The organism is Roseospira navarrensis (assembly GCF_009601025.1).
GTDB lineage: Bacteria > Pseudomonadota > Alphaproteobacteria > Rhodospirillales > Rhodospirillaceae > Rhodospira > Rhodospira navarrensis.
This window is the reverse complement of record NZ_WIVE01000068.1, coordinates 1-20408: the sequence shown is the minus strand read 5'-3', so window position 1 is coordinate 20408 and position 20408 is coordinate 1. Positions and strand designations below refer to the sequence as shown.

25 protein-coding genes and 1 tRNA gene are annotated in these 20408 nt (G+C 70.2%); 15 read left to right on the top strand and 11 right to left on the bottom strand.

The genetic code is table 11. The features are described from left to right. Positions 1–138: 138 nt before the first annotated feature. From GHC57_RS16255 to GHC57_RS16245, 3 genes are all read right to left on the bottom strand, one after another. A complete protein-coding gene (locus GHC57_RS16255; protein WP_153346163.1) occupies positions 139–351 on the bottom strand; it encodes a hypothetical protein in 213 nt (70 codons plus the stop codon). A 15-nt stretch (positions 352–366) separates the two neighbouring features. Further along, a complete protein-coding gene (locus tag GHC57_RS16250) occupies positions 367–522 on the bottom strand; it encodes a hypothetical protein (protein WP_153346161.1) in 156 nt (51 codons plus the stop codon). Between the two features lie 627 nt (positions 523–1149). After that, positions 1150–1224, bottom strand: a tRNA-Gly gene (locus GHC57_RS16245). Between the two features lie 430 nt (positions 1225–1654). On the opposite strand from GHC57_RS16245, the gene GHC57_RS16240 reads away from it, so the two are divergent. The 11 genes from GHC57_RS16240 (at position 1655) to flaF (ending at position 9233) form a co-directional block, all read left to right on the top strand. Further along, the gene (locus GHC57_RS16240; RefSeq protein WP_153346159.1) at positions 1655–2575 is read left to right on the top strand and encodes a thioredoxin family protein; all 921 of its coding nucleotides are present in this window, start codon (positions 1655–1657) and stop codon (positions 2573–2575) included. A 44-nt stretch (positions 2576–2619) separates the two neighbouring features. Continuing rightward, a complete protein-coding gene (locus GHC57_RS16235) occupies positions 2620–3285 on the top strand; it encodes an LON peptidase substrate-binding domain-containing protein (protein WP_153346157.1) in 666 nt (221 codons plus the stop codon). A gap of 72 nt (positions 3286–3357) precedes the next feature. After that, positions 3358–3618 carry a Trm112 family protein gene (locus tag GHC57_RS16230; protein ID WP_153346155.1) on the top strand — a complete coding sequence of 87 codons (261 nt, stop codon included), beginning with the start codon at positions 3358–3360 and terminating at the stop codon, positions 3616–3618. Further along, the gene (locus tag GHC57_RS16225) at positions 3615–4004 is read left to right on the top strand and encodes a gamma-butyrobetaine hydroxylase family protein (protein ID WP_153346153.1); all 390 of its coding nucleotides are present in this window, start codon (positions 3615–3617) and stop codon (positions 4002–4004) included. The genes GHC57_RS16230 and GHC57_RS16225 overlap by 4 nt, the downstream gene beginning before the upstream one ends. Before the next feature lie 225 nt (positions 4005–4229). Further along, positions 4230–4778, top strand: coding sequence for a NifU family protein (locus GHC57_RS16220; protein WP_153346151.1), 549 nt, complete (start codon positions 4230–4232; stop codon positions 4776–4778). Positions 4779–4854: 76 nt separating this feature from the next. Next, a complete protein-coding gene (locus GHC57_RS16215) occupies positions 4855–5442 on the top strand; it encodes a malonic semialdehyde reductase (RefSeq protein WP_153346149.1) in 588 nt (195 codons plus the stop codon). Further along, on the top strand, positions 5435–6295 hold the full coding sequence (locus tag GHC57_RS16210) for a cobalt-precorrin-6A reductase (RefSeq protein WP_246152400.1): 861 nt from the start codon (positions 5435–5437) through the stop codon (positions 6293–6295). Before GHC57_RS16215 ends, GHC57_RS16210 begins: the two co-directional genes overlap by 8 nt. 3 nt (positions 6296–6298) lie before the next feature. Next, complete coding sequence (gene cbiE / locus GHC57_RS16205; RefSeq protein ID WP_153346145.1) at positions 6299–7513, top strand: precorrin-6y C5,15-methyltransferase (decarboxylating) subunit CbiE; 1215 nt, start codon at positions 6299–6301, stop codon at positions 7511–7513. After that, positions 7510–8304 (top strand): precorrin-6A synthase (deacetylating), encoded by a 795-nt coding sequence (cobF, locus tag GHC57_RS16200; protein WP_153346143.1) that lies wholly within the window; start codon positions 7510–7512, stop codon positions 8302–8304. Before cbiE ends, cobF begins: the two co-directional genes overlap by 4 nt. Before the next feature lie 118 nt (positions 8305–8422). Next, positions 8423–8935 (top strand): flagellar biosynthesis repressor FlbT, encoded by a 513-nt coding sequence (locus GHC57_RS16195; protein ID WP_246152398.1) that lies wholly within the window; start codon positions 8423–8425, stop codon positions 8933–8935. Next, the gene (gene flaF, locus GHC57_RS16190) at positions 8859–9233 is read left to right on the top strand and encodes a flagellar biosynthesis regulator FlaF (protein WP_246152395.1); all 375 of its coding nucleotides are present in this window, start codon (positions 8859–8861) and stop codon (positions 9231–9233) included. Before GHC57_RS16195 ends, flaF begins: the two co-directional genes overlap by 77 nt. A 320-nt stretch (positions 9234–9553) precedes the next feature. Here flaF and GHC57_RS16185 read toward each other — a convergent pair whose 3' ends face one another. The 8 genes from GHC57_RS16185 to GHC57_RS16150 form a co-directional block, all read right to left on the bottom strand. Continuing rightward, complete coding sequence (locus GHC57_RS16185; protein ID WP_153346139.1) at positions 9554–10567, bottom strand: SLAC1 anion channel family protein; 1014 nt, start codon at positions 10565–10567, stop codon at positions 9554–9556. A 65-nt stretch (positions 10568–10632) separates the two neighbouring features. Next, positions 10633–11250 (bottom strand): NUDIX domain-containing protein, encoded by a 618-nt coding sequence (locus GHC57_RS16180; RefSeq protein WP_153346137.1) that lies wholly within the window; start codon positions 11248–11250, stop codon positions 10633–10635. Between the two features lie 564 nt (positions 11251–11814). Then, on the bottom strand, positions 11815–12102 hold the full coding sequence (locus tag GHC57_RS16175) for a hypothetical protein (protein WP_153346134.1): 288 nt from the start codon (positions 12100–12102) through the stop codon (positions 11815–11817). Between the two features lie 186 nt (positions 12103–12288). Continuing rightward, a complete protein-coding gene (locus GHC57_RS16170; protein WP_153346132.1) occupies positions 12289–12555 on the bottom strand; it encodes a hypothetical protein in 267 nt (88 codons plus the stop codon). 609 nt (positions 12556–13164) lie between these two features. Next, positions 13165–13599 (bottom strand): hypothetical protein, encoded by a 435-nt coding sequence (locus GHC57_RS16165; RefSeq protein ID WP_153346130.1) that lies wholly within the window; start codon positions 13597–13599, stop codon positions 13165–13167. A gap of 31 nt (positions 13600–13630) precedes the next feature. Beyond that, positions 13631–14287: an SAM-dependent methyltransferase gene (locus GHC57_RS16160; RefSeq protein ID WP_153346128.1), complete on the bottom strand. Its 657-nt coding sequence runs from the start codon at positions 14285–14287 to the stop codon at positions 13631–13633. Continuing rightward, a complete protein-coding gene (locus tag GHC57_RS20090) occupies positions 14280–14834 on the bottom strand; it encodes an ankyrin repeat domain-containing protein (RefSeq protein WP_211369224.1) in 555 nt (184 codons plus the stop codon). The genes GHC57_RS16160 and GHC57_RS20090 overlap by 8 nt, the downstream gene beginning before the upstream one ends. After that, positions 14831–15883, bottom strand: a complete 1053-nt coding sequence (locus tag GHC57_RS16150; protein WP_246152393.1) for a DUF3179 domain-containing protein — start codon at positions 15881–15883, stop codon at positions 14831–14833. Before GHC57_RS16150 ends, GHC57_RS20090 begins: the two co-directional genes overlap by 4 nt. 171 nt (positions 15884–16054) lie before the next feature. On the opposite strand from GHC57_RS16150, the gene GHC57_RS16145 reads away from it, so the two are divergent. From GHC57_RS16145 to thiE, 4 genes are read left to right on the top strand one after another with little or no spacing between them, the layout of a single operon-like run. Next, complete coding sequence (locus GHC57_RS16145; protein WP_153346126.1) at positions 16055–17173, top strand: NAD(P)/FAD-dependent oxidoreductase; 1119 nt, start codon at positions 16055–16057, stop codon at positions 17171–17173. After that, the gene (locus GHC57_RS16140) at positions 17170–18471 is read left to right on the top strand and encodes a hypothetical protein (protein WP_153346124.1); all 1302 of its coding nucleotides are present in this window, start codon (positions 17170–17172) and stop codon (positions 18469–18471) included. Before GHC57_RS16145 ends, GHC57_RS16140 begins: the two co-directional genes overlap by 4 nt. 11 nt (positions 18472–18482) lie before the next feature. After that, on the top strand, positions 18483–19514 hold the full coding sequence (locus GHC57_RS16135; protein ID WP_153346122.1) for a glycosyltransferase: 1032 nt from the start codon (positions 18483–18485) through the stop codon (positions 19512–19514). 42 nt (positions 19515–19556) lie between these two features. Continuing rightward, the gene (thiE, locus tag GHC57_RS16130; protein ID WP_153346120.1) at positions 19557–20237 is read left to right on the top strand and encodes a thiamine phosphate synthase; all 681 of its coding nucleotides are present in this window, start codon (positions 19557–19559) and stop codon (positions 20235–20237) included. Positions 20238–20408: the final 171 nt, after the last annotated feature.

Here is a 20408-nt window from a genome sequence, read left to right as displayed (position 1 = left end):
GCTGGAATTCGAGCAGGGATCGAGGAAACTTGCTCATGGTCGGGCTCCGGAAATGGCGTGCGTTCACGTTATGTTCTACGCCGTTTCAGGCCACCTGTCACCACATGATGTGGTCCCGGACTCAAAGGGATAAGCCCTTTAGGCCTTTTTTTCTGCTTTGCCCAGTTCGTAAAACGGAGTCACAAATGCTGTCTCTATCCGGCAGATGAACGGCTGTCCGTCTTCCAGGCACGGAGCAACTTCCAGTCGAAAGAGTTCACCGCCATCCCGGCCGCCGATGGTTGTTTCGAAGTACAAGGTCGCCCGCCCGTCGTCGGACGTGACGCGATCCAACATTTTCAGAGTCCCCATGGGTCCTGCTCCGCTTCAGGGTGTGGGGACCGCGGGACGCGCGGCGGCCATCGAACGCCCGGCGTCATCGATCGAAGCGGCGCCGAGCAGCGCCTTGACCGCGGCCATGGTTTCGGCGGCCGACAGCGTGCCGGGGGCGTCGAGCGGAAGATCGGTGATGAACCGGCTCATGGCGGGCGGAACTCCTCTGCGGGGGACAGGCCAAGGGCCTGGAAACCCCGCCACCTCACGAATGGTCGGAGCGGATGTCAACCGCGACCACTCCGCCCGGACGGACCCGCCCTGCGCCGGATCCGTGACGGATGGGGGCGGCGCGCCGGACCCCGAGGCCGGCGTGCCCGCCCTGCCGGCCGATGCCGCGCCCCGGCGATGCCGCGCGGCGAACGGGACGGCGGAAGGACAGAGCCACACACGCTATGGGGGAACAAAAGCGGCGGCGATTGTAAAGCGAAAGTGCGGGCACCTTTGGCGGGCGCCGCCGCAGGCAAGCCGGTCAGAGGGCTTGGCGCCGTTGGACCGGGGTGATGGTCCGGGTGAACGGTTCTGGGATCCCACCGTTTGTGATGCGACGGTATTCGCCTGACAGGTCGCACGGCGCCTCGGCCGGGGAATCCGGGGCAAGGCGTGGCGGACCCTAATGCGTCGGAGGTCGGAGGGTCACCGACCCTGTGCCGATCGGACCGAAGGCAGTCCGCGAACCGTCCCCCGCCTGCTTCCCCCATGCGTCCCCGGGGTTCGCGCACGAAAAAAGCGGCTCCGCCGGGAGCCGCTTTGACCGTCTCGATCATCGAGAGAAACTGGAGCGGGCGATGAGATTCGAACTCACGACCCCAACCTTGGCAAGGTTGTGCTCTACCCCTGAGCTACGCCCGCATCCTGGGTCGGAAGGCTGATCCCCGGTCCGTCTGGCCGGTGGGGCGCCCCCCGTCGAGGTGCGCGACTATACTCGCCGAACGCGGCTTTGCAACACCGAATTTGCGCGCGCCCCAAAAAAAGTCGGGACGCCCCGGGAACGGTCGGGGTGGCCGGTGGGGGAGGGCGGACGGGCCGCTGCCGACCCGCCCCCGGACCCCGGCGGCGCGGCGTCTCCCCGTCGGGCGCGAAGCCGCCTCGTCGTGTCGAACGTCCCCGGGGGGCGCCGCACACGCCCACCAACTCTTGCTTCGGCGGGCCATTCGAACCAAGTATGTGCGCGGACGTGCTGGCGCCCGGCCGCAGGCCGGACCGTCGGCGCGCTCCCGGCGTCGAGCAGGACCCCCGGTCCGGCGATCCCTTCCTCCCGCAGCATGAGACGGAACCCACGATGGCACTGATTCTGGATGGCGAAGGCACCACCGTCGGCACCTCGGCCCCCACGGGCGGCGGCGACCTCATCAAGGACGGCAACATCGAGACGTTCATGCAGGACGTCATCGAGGCGTCCCAGTCCGTGCCGGTGGTGGTGGAGTTCTGGACGCCCCGGGCCGGTCCGGGCGGCTCGCTGGGCCCCCTGCTGGAGAAGCTGGTCCGGCAGTTGAATGGCGCCGTGCGCATGGTGAAGATCAATGTGGACGAGAACCAGCAACTGGCCGCGCAGCTTCGCGTTCAGTCCGTGCCCACCGTCTACGGCTTCAAGCAGGGCCAGCCGGTGGACGCCTTCGCGGGCGCGCTGCCGGAAAGCCAGCTCAAGCAGTTCCTGTCCGGGCTGACCGGGGGCGCGGCCAATCCCGTCGACGCCGCGCTGGAGGAGGCCAGGCAGGCCCTGGACGGCGGCGACTTCGAGGGCGCCCTGATGATGTACCGCCAGATCCTGGAGCGGGACCAGGGCAACACCAAGGCCATCGGCGGCTATCTGCGCGCCCTGGTGGCCAACGGTCAGACCGGCGAGGCCGCGCAGATCCTGGCGCAACTGCCGGAGGACTTCCTCAAGGATCCGGACATCGTGGCGGCCAAGACCAAGCTGGAGCTGGCCCAGGAAGGGGCCGGGCCGGTCTCCGAACTGCGCGCGGCCGTTGAGGCCGATCCGGACAACCACCAGGCCCGCTACGACCTCGCCAATGCGCTCTATGCCGGCGATCAGGCCGGGGCGGCCATCGACGAACTGCTGGAGATCTACCGCCGCGACCGCGCCTGGAACGAGGATGCCGCCCGTCAGCGCCTGCTGAAGATCTTCGAGGCCCTGGGCCCCGGCGATCCGGTGGCCGCCGCCGGCCGGCGCCGCCTGTCGTCGCTGATCTTTTCCTGACCCGGCCGGACGGCTCGTCCCACCATCGCGCCACGGGAGTCGGCATGGTCCGCGCCTTCCAGCCTCGCTTCGACGAACTGCCCCGCACCGTGCCGGTGTTCCCGCTGACCGGCGTGCTGCTGATTCCGGGCGGCCGGCTGCCGCTGAACATCTTCGAGCCGCGCTACCTGAGCATGGTCGAGGATGCGCTGGCCGCCGGGCGCATGATGGCCATGGTGCAGCCGCGCCAGGCCGCCGGCGAGGCGGAGGAGGCGGACCCCGCCGTCTATGACGTGGCCTGCCTGGGCCGCATCGTCTCGTTCGACGAGATGCCGGACAAGCGCATCACCATCACGCTGCTGGGGCTGAACCGCTTCCGGATTGCCGAGGAGCTGCCGTTGTACCGGGGCTACCGGCGCGCGGTGGCCGACTACACGCCGTATCCGGAGGACCTGGAGGAGGCGCGGCCGGCCACGGTGGACCGGGACCGGCTGTTCGCGCTGCTCAAGCCGTTTGCGTCGCGTCACGGCCTGTCCTTCAACTGGGACGTGATGAAGGACGTGGAGATGCGGCCGCTGCTGACGTCGCTCGCCATGGTCTGCCCGTTCGAGCCGCGCGAGAAGCAGGCGCTGCTGGAGGCCGATACGCCCCAGGACCGGGCCGACCTGATGCTCGCGCTGCTGGAGATGGGGGCGGTGGCGTCCTCGTCCGGCGGGTCCGCTCCGCAGTAGTCTTCCCGCGCGGAGCGGTGTATCAGGGGCCGAGCAAACGGCTTCCCCTTTTGAAGATATCGAGGACTGTCCATGACCGATTCCGAGATCCCCCCCGCCCCCGAGTCCGGCGCGCTCGATACGGAGGACCTGCTGGTGGACCCCCGCCTGCTGGAGATCCTGGTCTGCCCCCTGGGCAAGGGACCGCTGGAGTACGACCGCGAGCGGCGTGAACTGGTCAGCCGTCAGGCCGGGCTGGCCTATCCCATCCGCGACGGCGTGCCCATCATGCTGATCGACGAGGCCCGCCGGTTGGACGAGCCGGATCCCGGCCAGGGCGAACCGGCGGCATGAGCGGCGGGGCGCCGGGCGTCGGCGCCGGTGCGAGCCGGGTGCCCACGGACATCGCCGTCAGCCGGTCCGACCGGACCCTGACCCTGAGCTATGCGGACGGCACGGTGCACGTGCTGCCCGCCGAATACCTGCGGGTGTTCAGTCCCTCGGCCGAGGTGCAGGGCCATGCGCCGGACCAGCGGCAGGTCGTGGGCGGGCGGCGCTACGTGGGCATCATGGACCTGGAGCCCATCGGCCATTACGCCGTGCGGATTCTGTTCGACGACCTGCACGACACCGGGATCTATAGCTGGGATTACCTGTGGGACCTCGCGGTGACCCGGAATGCGCGGTGGGAAGGCTATCTGGCCGACCTCACCAAGGCGGGCAAGACGCGCGATCCTTGAGGGTTCCCGACCTTGTTCCTGACGGGTCAGGACAAACGGGTCAGGACAAACGGGTCAGGACAAACGGGTCAGGACAAGGGCCGTGCGCCGCTGCGCGCCGCCGGTGCGCCGATACCCGACCAAATCAGTCTTGATTAACGCGCCCCGACGGACCATCTTTCGGACGGCGGACGGCCTCACCGTCCCCGCCCCCCGGTGCGCGAGACTGTGAGAAGGATTCCGACGATGTTCATCCAGACCGAGCAGACCCCCAACCCGGCCAGCCTGAAGTTCCTGCCCGGTCAGGCCGTGCTGGGCGCCGGGACCGCCCAGTTCGACAGCCCCGCCGACGCCGCGCGCTCGCCCCTGGCCGCGCGCCTGTTCCGGCTGGACGGCGTGGCGGCCGTGTTCCTGGGCTCGGACTTCATCGCGGTCAGCAAGGCGGACGCGGCCGATTGGCAGGTGCTGAAGCCCATGGTGCTGGCGTCCATCATGGACCATTACACCGCCGGTGAGGCCATCCTGCTGGACAGCGCCAACGACGAGGACGCGCCGGAGGCCGACAGTCCGGTGGTGCGTCAGATCCGCGAACTGCTGGACACCCGGGTCCGCCCGGCCGTGGCCCAGGACGGCGGCGACATCATCTTCCACGATTTCCGCGACGGCGTGGTGTTCCTGCATATGCGCGGCGCGTGTTCGGGCTGCCCCAGCTCCACGGCGACGCTGAAGCACGGCATCGAGAACATGCTGCGCCACTACGTGCCGGAGGTGGAGGCGGTCGAAGCGGTGATGTGATCCCTTCGGGCCGGCGCGACGCCCGGTGCCCCCCCCCACCGACGGACCGACCGACCAGACGACGGGAGACCCCTTCATGCCGGAGATCGACTCCACCGCGCTCGACATGCTGTTCAACACGGCGCGGACGCATGCGCACTGGCAGGACCGGCCCGTTGACGACGCCACGCTGGAGCGCCTGCACGACCTCGTGAAAATGGGGCCGACCAGCGCCAACTGCCAGCCGGCCCGGTTCGTGTTCGTGAAGAGCGCGGCGGCCAAGGCGCGCCTGGAGCCCTGCCTCATGGAGGGCAACAAGGAAAAGACCAGGACCGCGCCGGTGACGGTGATCGTCTGCCACGACCTCGCGTTCCCGGAGACCCTGCCGACCCTGTTTCCCCACACCGACGCCAGGTCGTGGTTCGAGGGCAAGGACTCTCTGATCGAGACCACGGCCTTCCGCAACGGCACCCTGCAGGGGGCCTATCTCATCATGGCCGCGCGGGCGCTGGGCCTGGACTGCGGTCCCATGAGCGGGTTCGACAATGCCGAGGTGGACGCCGCCTTCCTGGAGGGCTCCACGTGGCGGTCCAATTTCCTGGTCAATCTGGGATACGGCGACCCCGCCAGGCTGCCGCCGCGCTCGCCCCGCCCGGCGTTCGAGGATGTCTGCCGGATTGCCTGAGTCATCGGCTGAGTCCACGCGCCGTGTCCTGATCCTGGGCGGGACGACCGAGGCCCGCGCCCTGGCCGGGTTCCTCGCGGCGTCGGGCGACTGGTGGCCCGTCACCGCGCTGGCGGGCCGCACGGACGGGCCGCGCCGGCCCCCCGGGGACCTGCGAACCGGCGGGTTCGGTGGGCCGGACGGGCTGGCGGCCTATCTGGCGGATACCGGGCCGGTCGCCGTCATCGACGCCACCCATCCCTTCGCCGCCCGCATGGGCGCCAACGCCGCCCGGGCCTGCGCGGTGGTCGGTGTGCCTCTGCTGCGCCTGGAGCGCTCCGGGTGGACGGCGGATCCCGATGCCGGGGACCGCTGGACCCGCGTGCCCGACGAGGCCGCGGCCGCCCGCGCGGTGGCGGGCGCGGGGTCCGTGTTCCTGGCCCTGGGGCGGCAGGCCCTGGCGCCGTTTGCGGGACTGGACGAGACGGCCCGCGTGGTGGTGCGCTCCGTCGATCCGCTCGGCCCGGACACGCCGTTGCCGTGTGCGGTTCCCATCGTGGCGCGGGGTCCGTTCGACGAAGCCGACGAGGCCGCCCTGTTGCGCGATCACGGCGTGACGGTGCTGGTCTGCCGCGACAGCGGCGGGGCGGACGGCCGCGCGAAGCTGATGGCCGCGCGGTCTCTTGGCGTGTCCGTGGTGATGATCGACCGTCCGCCCCGGCCGAAGGGTGTGCCCGCGGTTCATGACGGGACCGCCGCCCTGGCGTGGCTGGCGGGGCTGGCGGGGCTGGGGTCACGGCGCGCCCTTGCCGGGCCCGGTCCGCTCGCGTATCACCCCCGCCACGACGCGGGAGACGGTGAGCAGGACGGGTGAGGCATGACGGACCCCTGGCTGACGGTGGTCGGCATCGGCGAGGACGGCCTGGACGGCCTGGGCGCGGCGGCGCGGCGCGCGGTGCTGTCGGCGCCGTTCGTGATCGGCGGCGCGCGCCACCTTGACCTTTTGCCTCCGGTCGCGGGGCAACAGCGCGAGTCGTGGCCGTCGCCCTTCGCCGAAGGGCTCGACCGGGTGCAGGCGCTGCGCGGCGCGCCGGTCTGTGTGCTGGCCAGCGGCGATCCCATGTTCCACGGGGTCGGGGCCAGTCTGGCCCGTCGGGTTCCGCCCGCCGAGATGGTGGTCTTCCCCGCGCCCTCCTGCGCGACCCTGGCGGCGGCCCGCATGGGCTGGGCGCTGCACGAGGCGACCGTTCTGCCGCTGCACGCCCGGCCGCTGGCGACCTTGCAGGCTCACCTGCGCGCGGGCGCGCGCCTGCTGCTGCTGGTGCCCGACGGGGCAACGGCGGGCGCCGTGGCCGCGCTGGTGGCCGGGCGGGGCTTCGGGGACAGTCGCATGGTGGTTCTGGAGCACCTGGGCGGGCCGCGCGAACGCCGTCTGGAGGGCCGCGCCGGGACCTGGTCCCACCCGCCCGGGGCGGATCTGGCCGTCATCGCGCTGGCCTGCGCGGGGCCGGGCGAGGCTCTGCCGCGCCTGCCGGGACTGCCTGACGACGCCTTCGCCCACGACGGCCAGTTGACCAAGCGCGACCAGCGGGCGTTGACGCTGGCCCGGCTGGCGCCCGCGCCCGGTGCGCTGCTGTGGGACGTGGGCGCGGGGTGCGGGTCGGTGGCTGTCGAGTGGATGCGCGCCGAGACCGGCTGTCGGGCCATCGCCATCGAATCGCGGGCCGACCGCCGCGCCCTGATCCTGCGCAACCGGGAGGCTCTGGGGGTCCCCGGCCTGGTCGTGGTGGAGGGGCGGGCGCCGGCCGTCCTGGACGGTCTGGAGGCGCCCGACGCGGTGTTCGTGGGCGGCGGGGTGACCACCCCGGGCCTGGTCGAGGCCTGCTGGTCCGCGCTCAAGCCCGGCGGCCGTCTGGTCGCCAACGCGGTGAGCCTGGCCGGCGAGGTGGCGCTTGTCGGCGTCCGGGAGCGGTGGGGCGGCGACCTCACCCGGGTTTCGGTGGCGCATGCCGAGCCGCTGGGCGCGATGGAGGGCTGGCGCCCCCTGCGGCCCGTCACCCTCTGGTCCGTCCGCAAGGAGTGCGACGCATGAAAACGGTCTGGCTGATCGGCATCGGCCCCGGGGACCCGGATGCGCTCACCCTGGCCGCCGTCAAGGCCATCGGGCGGATGGACGTGTTCTTCCTGCTGGAGAAGGCGGGCGAGGGGCGCGACAGCCTGATCCGCTTCCGCGAGGAGATTCTGGCCCGTCATGCCGGCGACCGGCCCTATCGCATCGCGCGCGCCGACACGCCGGCCCGCGACCGGGCGGCCGCCGACTATGCCGGGGCGGTGGAGGACTGGCGTCGCCGCCGCACCGACGTGCTGGCGGGGCTGATCGACGAAGACATGGCCGACGGCGAGTCCGCCGGGGTGCTGGTCTGGGGCGATCCCACATTGTACGACGGCACGTTGCAGTCCCTGAACGAGCTGATGGCGACGGGCGACCGGCCCGATCTGGCCGTGGAGGTCCTCCCCGGGATCACCTCGGTCCAGGCGCTGACGGCACGCCATCGCCTGCCGCTGAACCGGGTGGGCGAGTCCATCACCATCACCACGGGCCGGCAGATCGAGGCGGTGGCCGATGATGCGGGCGCGGTCACCAACAGCGTCGTGATGCTGGATACGCGGGACGCCTATGCGCGACTCGCATCGGACCCGGGGCTGGACATCTACTGGGGGGCGGACGTGGGCGCGCCGGACGAAGTGCTGCTGTCCGGTCCGCTGCCCGAAACGGCGCCCCGCATCGCCGAAACGCTGCGGGAGCGCCGGGCCCGGCGGGGCTGGGTGATGGACAGCTACATCCTGCGGCGTCGCCGTCCGGGGCCGACCGGCGCGGGGTGAAGGTCGGGCGGCAATGCTGGCGTGTCTCCCGCGGATGAGTCATAGTCTCAGATGACGGGCCACGGGGTCCCGTGCACGGGTCCGTGCGGTAACGATCTGTCAACCTGCGTGCGCTACCATGCCTCTCAAGATCACGTTGAAGCCCAATGAGAAGGTCATCATTGGGTCGGCGGTCATCTCCAACGGCTCAGGCAAGGCCGAGTTGGTGATCCACAATCGCGTCCCGGTCGTCCGTCAAAAAGACGTGATGAAAAAAGAGGAAGCGGATACGCCGGCAAAACAGATCTACTACCTGATCCTGAATATGTACCTCAACCCCGATCAAGAGGTGAGATTTCACGATTTTTATGGCTCCTTGTTGAACCACATCATCGAGATGTCCGTTGATGACCGCGGTGTCGAACTGTCCACCGAGATGTCGAAACGGATCATCGAAGGCGATCACTACAAGGCCCTGAAAATCTGCAAAAGGCTCATCGATTACGAAGCGGAGATGGCGAGCCATGGCCCACAATCAGCTGAAAGCCTACCAGACGGCGCAGAAGCGACAGCAGATGACGCCGCGGCAGGCGGAGGCGATGGCCTTCATCAAGGCCTCGGTCATGATGGAAGAGGCGAAGAACAAGCCTGAGGATACGGCCCTGTTCCAGCAGGCGCTGCGGTTCAATCAGCTGTTCTGGACCATCCTTCAGGCCGATATCACGGACCCGGAAAACAAGCTGCCGGCGCCGATCAAGGCCAACATCATGAGCCTCAGCATCTTCGTGGACAAACAGACCACCAAGGCGTCGCGGTCCTGTGTCGGCAGCGACCTGGATATCCTGATCTCGATCAATCGCAATCTGGCCATGGGCCTGCAGGAGTCGCAGACCGATCAGCGCGGGGCTCCGGCGGGAGGGCCGCCCGCGCAGACCGACGCGCCGGTCTGACCGGCCGGCGTCCGGACGCGACGCTTCCGAACGACAAAGCCCCCCGGCCCGGTTGTGGTCGGGGGGCTTTTTTGTTGTTCATCACGGAATACCGGGGACCATAAGGGCCCTGCTGGCGTCGCGCATTGAGCCTGAACCCCCTCCCAACCTCCCCCATGAATGGGGGAGGGGGCCCGGTCCACCAGACGCCAGACGGACTCCCTCCCCATGGAATGGGGAGGGGTGGGGTGGGGTTGTCTCGGGGGGGGCCGCGCCGGTCCAGAAACCACGCGACCCCGATGTGCCGTCATGAGGCTTTTGTGTTGGATGCCGTCCGGCGCTCAATCCGGCACGAACAGCTTGCCCTGCACCAGGGCCACCAGGGTGCGGACGAACACCGTCGTGATGACGAGCGTGGTGATGACCACCAGCGTGGCGCAGATCACGGCCATCTCGTCGTAGCCGTTGAGGTGGTGGAACTCCATCGCCGCCACCGAGATCGCCGCCATGGGGAAGGTGTAGGCCCACCAGGAGACGAAGAACGGCACCCGCAGGAACTGGCGGATCAGGCTGAAGTTCAGCAGCGTGATGAACAGGCCGACGTAGATCAGGACGCGCGCGAACCCGTCCACCACGCCGCCGTTGAGCGAGACGTAGGACAGGAAGCCGATGGCCGGCGGCGCGATCAGGATGAACAGGGTCGGCATGAACTTCGCCGGCATCTGGTCATGGAACACGATGCGGTAGAACACGATCGTGAACAGCACGATCCAGAACACCATGCCGATGGCGAAGAAGAACCACGAGATTTCCGTGAACCCCAGGCGCACACCGGCCAGCGGCACCAGCACATTGCCGACCACCGGGATGAACCAGGCCGGGTTGGAGTGGGTGATCTGGTGATTGTGCACGATCCAGCGGCCCAGCAGGCGCAGCGTGAAGGTCAGGTGCAGCGCGGCGCCCACGCCCCACAGGCCGAGCGTCAGGGCCTCCGAATAGGGGCCGGTGGCGATGGCCAGCAGCAGCAGGCTGATGGAAAACGCCGGGAAGAAGCTGGAGCGGACCGGGTGGTTGAACTCGGCCAGCACCTCGTCGGCGTGGCGCAGCCACTTGAAGGCATACAGCAGGGTGATGGCCACGAAGCAGGCCCCGGCCAGCGCCAGGATGGCCTCGCCCACCACGGCCGGCACGCCCAGCACATGATGGGCCTTGCGCCACGTGATGCCCAGGCCGGCGGTGCCCATGACCAGCGCGAACAGCGGGATCGGCACGTGCATCAGCCAGTTGCCGCCGACCCGGCTGGCATGCGCCGGACCCTGCGGGGGTGTCGGAGCGGTGGCGGCGGTTTCTGTCATGGTTTCGGTTCCTCGTTCCTGTCGCAATGGGCGTAACCCTGACAGGGGCAATACATTATTGTTTTCTAATATGCAAGGGCGCGGGTGAGGTCTGTCGGCAGCGTGCCATCCAGGGACCCCTCCAGCGCCATCAGCCGCACGCGCAGCAGCGTGGCGACGCTGTGCGCGTCTGTGATGCGGCCGTCCTGGGCCATCCGGACCGCCTCGGCGAAGGCCACACGGCGCAGGGTCAGTTGCTCGGTGTCTTCCGGGTGGCTCGGCCCTTCCGTCAGGTCCCAGGCGAGGAAGGAGACGGCGGCCTCGTCGCTGACGCAGTTGGACAGGTGCAGGCGCAACACCTCGTGCCAATGGGCCGCGACCAGCCCGGTTTCCTCCTGCAACTCCCGGCGACCCGTCTCCAGAGGGGCGGTGCCCACGGGGCAGCCGCCCTCGGGCAGTTCCCAACTGAAGGCGTTCAGGGGATAGCGGTGCTGGCCGACCAGGGTGACGGTCCCGTCCGCCATGAGGGGCAGCACGCAGACCGAGACGTTGCGGAAATGGACGACTCCATAGATGCCGGGTGTGCCGGCCGGGGTCAGGACCTGGTGTTCGGTCACGGCGATCCAGGGGTTATCGTAGACGGCCCGCCCTGACAGGGTGGTCCAGGGCGAACGGGGGGGCGGGTCCGTGTCGGATGCGATCATGATGGCCCCTTTTGGATGATGTGTGGCGGGCGTATGGGTCCACCGGGTCTTGGTGCCTGGGCGGGGTATCGGATGCAACCCGAGGGCGCCGGACGATCCGGCAGCGCCGGATCATTCACCACCAAGACACAAAGAACACCAAGAGCGGGGCTTCAGGAGCAGCGCGTCTCAATCTCCAGACTCGTCGCCGGAAACCGCAACGGTCGGGCGGGATGCCGAACCCTTGGTGATCCTGGTGTCTTGGTGGTTCATTCTCTTGCCGGAGACGGCCGCTCCGGTTCGAAAAATGTGTGACCGTGATCGCCCATGAATGGGGGAGGCGTTCCGGTGTACGCAGCGCCCACCGGACTTTCTCCCCATGGAATGGGGAGGGGTGGGGAGGGGTTGTCTCGGGTGGTCGCGCCGCTCCAGAAACCACGCGACCCCGATTTTCCACGATGAACCCAAAAAAAGCCCCGGCCAAATCGGGCCGGGGCATCGGACCGCCAGGGAGGCTTTCCGCAGGGTCAATCATCAGGTCACCGGCCGAGAAGGCCGGGCGGGATGCGGCGGCGCGGCCCGGGCCTATTCGGCGGGCGCCGCTTCCGGCGTGGACTGGGCGAAGCTGGCCTCGAAATCCCGCAGGGCCTTGCGATAGCGCTCGCCCGTCTGCAGGTCGCCCCGGCGCTCGGCCTTTTCGGCGGCGCGTTCGAGCACTTCGCGAATGGTGAAGTGCCCCTTGGGCTGGCGCAGGGTCATCTCGGTCCAGGCCGCGGCCAGCATGGGCAGCAGTTCCTCGCTTTCGGCGATGGCCGCCACATAGCTCGACGTTGACGCCGTCAGGGCCTTGATGCGTTCCGGATCCAGTCTCATCGGTTTGCCTCCAGTCGAATTCGGAGTCCACCCGCCGAAGTCGCCGCCTTCGGCTTTACGGTCGGATGCTGGACCCTCCGGTCAGGTCGGGTCCTTGGTCCCCGTGGCCCCCGTCTGCATCCGTGTTCCGCGCCCGTCGAGCGACTCCGATCCCTGTCCGGGCGCATCCGCTCCCGTGCTGCGCCTTCAGGAGCGGTCTTTGGTCAAGGCCGCGCGTTCCCGCGCGATGATTCTGTCCAGGTCGTCGGCCGTTTCGAAATCGCCGCGCAGGCGCGCCTCCCCGGCGCGTTCCGACAGGATCTCGATGACGTGGGCGCGCCCACCCGAGGCTCCCAGTTCCCGCGCCGCCCATTCCGCGGCCACCACCGTTGGCAGGTGTTCCGACGCCGCGAGGGCTTCGACCTCGTCGGCGTCCATGCCACAGAAGGCGATGCAGTCCTGCATGGTCAGCATGGCGTTCAACCTCCGCAGTCGTCCCGACGCTCGGTGATCCCGCCACGGTTGGCCCGTCCCTCCGTCCGGGCATGAACGCTTCCCAACCCTGAGTATCCCAAGCGGTCCGCGTGATCGCGGGAACAGACCTCTGTTCGACCGTTCCAGCACCGCGCCAGGTCGCGTGGGATGACCCCACGTTTCAAGTGTCACCATAACATTCGTGTCGCAGAATTGCAAAATACCGTCGGCAGGAAAGAAATTGACTCGAAAATTGCGAAAACGCATGGCCCCGGTTCTTGTCGGGGAATTCGGATGAGGGGATCCTTCCATTGGATCAAGCCCGGGTCGTGCCCCGACGGGATCTGGCTGCCTCAGGATTCAGGGGGCCGCCTTTAGGCGGTACTCGTTCTACGCCGTTTGGCGTGGTGCGGTGTTCAAAGGGATCAGGCTTGGCGATTGTGCGCCCTTCGGGGGCTTTGAGGGCATTGGAAGGGCATATGACCTGTGTCGTGGATGGTCGCCCGCAAAGGCGGAGAGGCCCATCCCACGCACCCTAAAGGAGAGTGTCGTCCCGGGGGGCCGCGACTCCCCGGACCGCCGCATCCCGGGTCGTGTCCCGGGGTCCGATCAGGTCCCGTCCGCCGTTCCCGGTGCATGCAGCAGCGGCAGTCGGCCGGCCCGGATCGGCGTCCCGTCGGCCTCCGTCCACACCTCCAGCACGTCCGACTCCGGCACGTCGAACGGCGGCAGGGTGACGGCGGAAAACACGATCTGCTTGCGGGTGTCGGCGTCGGGGATTGCCCCCGTCTCGGCGGGTCGCAACGTGTGGCGCAGCAGGCCGGTGCCCGCCCGGGCCAGCCGGGCCGTGATGGTGCAGTGCGCCGGCAGGTCGCCCGCATCGCAAATCAGCCAGACCGCCACCGCGAGCCGGGTGAGCGTGGGCGGACCGTCCCCCGTGATCGTCACCGGGCCGGCCAGAACCCCCATCAGCGAGTGCTTGCCGCCCACCTCGTGACGGATGTCCTCGCAGAACACGGCCAGGGCCACGCGCGGATCGGGCATCAGGGGGTCTCCGGCGGGACGATCACGACGCTCACCGGAACACCCAAAGGTCCCAGGCATTGCGGCTGAGGGGGTTGGTCAGGGTGACGCTGTCGAGCACGGTCCAGTCGCCGCCCTGCATGGCCGCGTGCATGTCCCGGAACGGGCCGTTGGCTCCGCTGTCCGGGCGGCGGGGATGCTGCAACGTCACCACCATCACGCCGTCCGGCGCCAGCCAGGGGCGATAGCGGGGCAGCCAGGAGATGGACTCCCGGCTGTAGCTGAGCACCTCCGTCAACACGATGGCGTCGAACCGTTCGGCCGGATCAGGCGGGACGAAATCGCCCAACCCGGCCCGGATCAGCCGGGCGCGGGACATCCCCTCGGGACCGATGACGGAGCGCGCGGTCTCCAGCGCGACGCCCGACAGGTCGAACCCGGTGTAGGACACCCCGGAACGGTCCCGCAGGGCGTGGCGGAACAGGGCGGCCTCGCCGCAGCCGCCGTCCAGCACGTGGCCGTCGTCCGGCACCTGATGGCGCAGCCAGGCGGCGATCACGCCGTAGCGCGGCGATTCCCGCAGCCCGTGCAGGCGTCCGAACTCGTCGGCCCGGTAGGCCGCGTCCCAGGCGTCCGGATTGGCGCCCAGGATCCGTTTCGCCCGCGCCGTCTCGGGCCCGGGCGACGGGGTGGGGGACCGCTCAGTCATCGCAAGCCTTCCGGTGTGTTCGGGGGGCCGCCGCGCGCAGGGTCTCGGCCATGTCGGTCAGGCCCAGCGCCTCGGCATCCTCAAGCGGTGTCGTGAAATCGTCAAGACGCACCGCCAGCGACGGGTCGGCGCCGTGATCCAGCAGCAGGCGCAGGGCCTCCCGGTCCCGGTTCCACACCGCATGGTGCAGCGGGGTCCAGTCGTTGAGGCCGCGCTGGTCCGGATCGGCTCCGGCCGCGAGCAGCAGGCGCAGACGCTCCAGCCGGTCCGGCCGGTCCAGGGACAGGACGGTGTGCAGCGGTGGGAAGCCGTCGTCGGCGGGCGCACTCGGGTCGGCTCCCATGGCCAGCAGGCGCCGCACGAACGGCACCGGGCTCCAGGCCAGGGCGTAGCCCAGCACGGACTCCCCCAGCGCCGGTTCATGCTGGCCCATGGCGTTCGGAAAGCCCGGCGGGTCGCCGAGCGCCTGCCGCAGTGCGTCCATGTCTCCGGTGCGGAAGGCGGCATCAACGGCCTTGATCCGCCGGCGGCGCTCCGGCGGGATCACCGGGGCGGCTCCGTCACGATGCGGCCGTCCGGCTGGAAGGCATGAAACGCGAAGGCAAAGGCGATGTGATGGCGGGCCGGTTCCCGCGCGCCTGTCCCGGTTACGCGCTCCACCTCGACCGCGCCGATGTCGCGGCCCATGGAGACCCGCGGGCGGTCCAGCGGCGAGGCCATGTCGTCCACGTGCCGCAGCACCAGATCCCCGACGCGGACCGTTCCGGCGTCCCGGATCAGGTCGAGGCTGTACGCCGTGTCGCCCACCACCACCACCCGGGCCAGCGGCGCGATCCCGGGCGGCATCTCGCCGTCGTACAGCATGGGCCGCGCGGCGGTGTCGTAGCCGGCATACGGATTGGCCCCATACCGCCTCAGGTCCGGATCCGCCGGCACCAGCACCCGGCCGTCCGGGTGGGTCGCGCGGAAGCGCGCCATGGGCATGGTCCCGGCCGGCACCATCTCCAGGCGCGTCCCGGTCAGCCCGCCGATGATGGCCTCGCCGCTGAACTGCTGCCACCAGCTTTCCGTCTGGCGGTCGTACATGACCAGGTCCGACTTGCGCAGACGCCCGGTGGTGCCGAAGTCGAGCTCGCGCCCGTCCACCGTCCGTTCGAACACGATGCCGCTGGCGCACAGGGGGCAGTAGGTCACGGCGACCGGGACCCCGCCCACGGTGTCGTTGACGATCTCGTGCCAGATCAGGATTTGAAGGGGGTAGGCGCGGGCGTCTCCGTTCAGGTCCACCACCAGGACGGGTTCGCGGTCGCGCACCGCGCGGACCAGGTCCACGGGCTGGACCTGCGGATCGTCGATGGCCGGAATGCCGTCGCGCGACGGGCCGCCGGACAGGATCTCGTCCAGGGCCACGGCCCGGCGGGAGAAGTCGGTCTTGGGGAACTCGCGCGTCCAGGCCACCGGAACGTCGGGGGCATCGGCGGCGCGGGCCTCGGGGTGCAGGGGATCGGCCCCGCCGGTCAGCGGGGCGGGGCCCCATGCGATGCCCGCGACGGCGATCGAAACCGCGATGGCCCCGAGGATCATGAGACGGACCATGGTGGGGCTCTCCATACTGGACCCGAACGGACCGCGCCCGGCCTTGGGCGCGCCGGTGCCGCGCGGCCTTGACCCGGACCGGGCGGCTTCGCACACTCTGGCGCGGCCTCCCCCTGACATGGGGTGTACAGCGCCCGAGAAAACCACCAGCCCCCCGGTGAGGACCCCGCCTTGAGCCAGCCCGAACGAGTCGAGCGCATCGTCATCGGGGCCGGCGTGGTCGGACTGGCGGTGGCCCGGGCGCTGGCCCAGGCGGGGCGCGAGGTGGTGATCCTGGAAGCCGCCGAGGCCTTCGGCACCGGAACCAGCAGCCGCAACAGCGAGGTCATCCACGCCGGGGTGTACTACCCGGAAGGTAGTCTCAAGGCCCGCCTGTGCGTGCGCGGCAAGGCGCTGCTCTATCCCTATCTGGCGGCGCGGGGCATTCCGCACGACCGCTGCGGCAAGCTGATCGTGGCGACCCGTGCGGGCGGCGAGGCCGAAGTCGGCCAGCTCCGCGCCGTGCAGGCGCGCGCCGCCCATGCGGGCGTGGACCTGCAGCTGCTGTCCGGGGCCGAGGCCATGGCGATGGAACCGGGCGGGCTGGACTGTATCGCCGCGCTGCACTCGCCGACCACCGGCATCCTGGACAGTCACGGGCTGATGCTGGCGCTGCTGGGCGACGCCGAGGCCGCCGGGGCCATGCTGGCGGTCCACGCGCCCGTGACCGGCGGTAGCGTCACCGAAGCCGGGATCGATCTGGACGTGGGCGGGGCCGAGCCCATGCGACTGATCGCCGACGGCGTGGTCAACTGCGCCGGCCTGGGCGCGCAGGCGGTCAGCCGCGGCATTTCCGGGGTGCCGGCCCGGCCGGTGCCGCCGCTGTACTATGCCAAGGGCTGTTACTTCGCCCTGACCGGCCGGGCGCCCTTTCGCGGGCTGGTCTATCCGGTCCCGGGGCAGGCGGGGCTGGGGGTGCACTACACCCGCGACCTGGGCGGGCAGGGCCGGTTCGGGCCGGACGTGACCTGGATCGACCGCCTCGACTATACCGTGGAGGAAGGGGCGGCGGCGGCCTTCGTCGAGAGCATCCGGCGCTACTGGCCGGACCTGCCGGACGGGGCGCTGCGGGCCGATTACGCCGGGGTGCGGCCGAAGATCCAGGCGCCGGGCGAACCGGCGCGGGATTTTCTGATACAGTCGCCCCGGGATACCGGGGTGCCGGGGTATACGGCGCTGTACGGGATTGAGAGTCCGGGCCTGACCAGTTGTCTGGCCATCGCCGAGATGGTGGAGGAGTGGGCCGCATGACGGCATGCAACAACGGCCGCGCCCGGCGCGGGATCGCGGTCCTGGCCCTGGGGGCCGTGTTGGCTCTGGGCGCCGCCGGGCCGGGCTCGCCCGCCCGGGCGCAGCAGGACGAGGGTCTGCCCCTGGGCACCTCCAATCTGATGGATCAGTTGCGCGACATGGGCCTGACCCCCGAGCAGGAGGGCATGGACCCGCAGGGGCTGGAGGGCGGGTCGGGGTCGGGCGGGGGCGGACTGCTTGACCGCTATCTGTCCGACCGCGCCGCCGAAGACGCCGCCCGCCGCGCCGCCGCCAACGATCCCGGCGAGCCGGTGCTGCATCTGCCGCCCGCGCTGATCCCGGACGTGCGGCACGAGCTGCGCCTGATCGTGCAGGAGCTGGCGCGCTACGCCCGCCAGCGTGATCCCCGCTTCGCCATCCTGGTGCGGGGCGGTGCGCCGCTGGTGTTCCGCTCGGAGCGCGAGGCCGTGCTGGAGGCCGCCCGCGCCGCCGCCGCCGGCCGCCCCGTCGTGCCGCCCGACAGTCCGGCCGCCGGGGTGGGCGATCCCGCCGCCGGGTTCCTCAACGCCGTGGACGGCCTGATGCTGGACGGCCAGTTCTGCGGCGAGCCGCCGGTGAGCGATGAGGCGCTGGCCGAGATGGCCGCCATGAACCTGGTGCTGATCTCCATCGATCATTGCCGTGATCCCGACACCGTGGCCGAGGCGCGCCGTCTGGCCGATGCGGCCGGGGTGATGATCCACGCCGACACCGACCCCGACGGCCGCCTGAACACCGTGCCGCCCGAACGGCCCCGGCCCGGCAACGCCGCCAACGTTTCCGGCCTGCATCAGGTGCGCTCGGTCATGGTGCTGGAGGACGCCGGGGCCTTCGGCGACTCCAGCCTGATCGTCGGCGCCCTGCGCGACACCAACCACGATCTCGTCATCATCGACCCCTTCGCGCTGGGGGACATTGCATTCGGCCGCGAGGACGTGGCCGCCATGAAGTACAAGAAGCTGGGCGCGCGGCGCATGGTGATCGCCAGCTTCGATATCGCCATGGCGCACGAGACGGCGTACTACTGGCAGCCCGACTGGACCCTGGGCGATCCGCGCTGGCTGCAGGCCACCGCCCGGGGGCGGCCGGGGGCGTACTTCACGGCCTTCTGGGACCCCGCGTGGAAGAGCCAGATCGGCGCGTTCTTCGCCGCCATCATGGACCTCGGCTATGACGGCATCATGCTGGATGGCCTGGACGCGCTGCACCGCTGGGAGGCGATCATGCCGGTCCCCGAAACGGCGATGTCCGGACAGTAGCGGACGGCCCGATGCATCTGACCCAGGTCATGGCCGGCGCGCCCCATGGCGGCGCCGAAACCTTCTTCACCACGCTGGCCTCGGCGCTGCAGGCGGAGGGCGTGCCCCAGTCCCTGGTGATCCGGGGCCATGCCGACCGGGTGGCCGCGCTGCGGGCCGCCGGCTGCCGGGTGGAGACCGCCCCCTTCGGCGGCGCGCTGGACCTGCGCACGCCGCGCCGGCTCGCCCGCCTGATGCGGGCCGACGGCACCACCGTCGCGCTGTCCTGGATGAACCGCGCCGCCGCGAAGCTGCCGCCGGGCCCATGGGTGCGGGCGGCGCGGCTGGGCGGGTATTACGACCTCAAGTACTACCGGGGCTTCGACCACCTGATCGCCATCATCCCCGGCATCCGCCGCCACATGATCGCGGGCGGCTGGCCGGCGGAGCGCACGCACTACATCCCCAACTTCTGCGAGGTGGACCCGGAGGCCGCCCCGGTCTCGCGCGCCGACCACGCCACGCCGGACGGCGTGCCGCTGCTGCTGGCGCTGGGGCGGCTGCACCCGGCGAAGGGGCTGGACGTGCTGCTGACCGCGCTGGCGGACATCCCCGGGGCGTGGCTGTGGATCGCGGGCGAGGGCCCGGACCGCGCCGCGTTGGAGGCGCTGGCCGCCTCCCTGGGCGTGGCCGAGCGGGTGCGCTTCCTGGGCTGGCGCACGGACCGCACGGCGCTGATGCGCGCCGCCGATCTGGTGGTGTTTCCCTCCCGCTACGAGCCCAACGGCACGGTCACCGTCGAGGCCTGGGCACACGAAAAGCCCCTGGTGGTCGCGGACTCGGACGGCCCGGCCGAGACCGTCACGGACGGCGAGGATGCGCTGTTGGTGCCCAAGGACGATGCCGATGCCCTGGCCCGTGCTGTCCGGCGGGTGCTGGACAGCCCGGATCTGGCCGCGCAGTTGGTGGGGCGCGGGGCCGAGCGGGTGGCCGAGACGTTCTCCCGCGCCGCCGTGATCGCGCGCTATCGGGCGTTCCTGGACCAGGTGGGCGGAGGGGCGTAAGGTCTTCGGCCCAATGACCCTGTCCAGGAGACGCCTCCGTCCATGACCGCCCGCAAATCCGCCCGGAACCCAGAAGACCGCTGCCGGCTCTACCTCATCACCCCGCCGCGCCTGGACGATCCGGCCGCCTTCGCCGAGACCCTGGCGGCGGCGCTGGACGGCGGCGACGTGGCCTGCCTGCAACTCCGCCTGAAGGACGTGGACGACGATACCGTGCGCCGCGTCGCCGAGGTGCTGGTGCCCGTGGCCCAGGCGCGGGACGTGGCGGTCATCATGAACGACCGCCCGGATCTGGCGGTGGAGACCGGCTGCGACGGGGTGCATGTGGGCCAGGAGGACTCGCCCCTGGATGCGGCGCGCCGCATCGTCGGCCCGGACCGGATCGTGGGCGTGACCTGCCACGACTCGCGTCATCTGGCCATGGAAGCGGGCGAGGGCGGGGCGGACTACGTGGCGTTCGGCGCCTTCTTCCCGACCGACACCAAAGAGGCGAAGACCCGCGCCGAGGTGGACCTGCTGCAGTGGTGGGCCCAGGCCATGATCGTGCCCGTGGTGGCCATCGGCGGCATCGGCCCCGACAACGCCCGGCCGCTGATCGAAGCGGGTGCCGACTTCCTGGCCGTCAGCGCCGGGGTGTGGGCCTGGCCCGACGGCCCCCGCGATGCCGTGACGCGCCTGAACGCCCTGATGGAGGAGCACTCCCCCGAGCGGGAGAAGGTTTGAGGGGGAGAGAGGCGCGTCCGCTATTGGCAATGGTGACGGCCTTCAGTGGCGGAGGTCGCCTTTCGCGTGGGGAGGCCAGGATGTCGATCCGATAGGCTCAGTTTGCGTTAGATATGCATGCTGGTTGTTTGGGCGAGATAAGTCCGGCGATGCATGCCAGGATTGCACGGG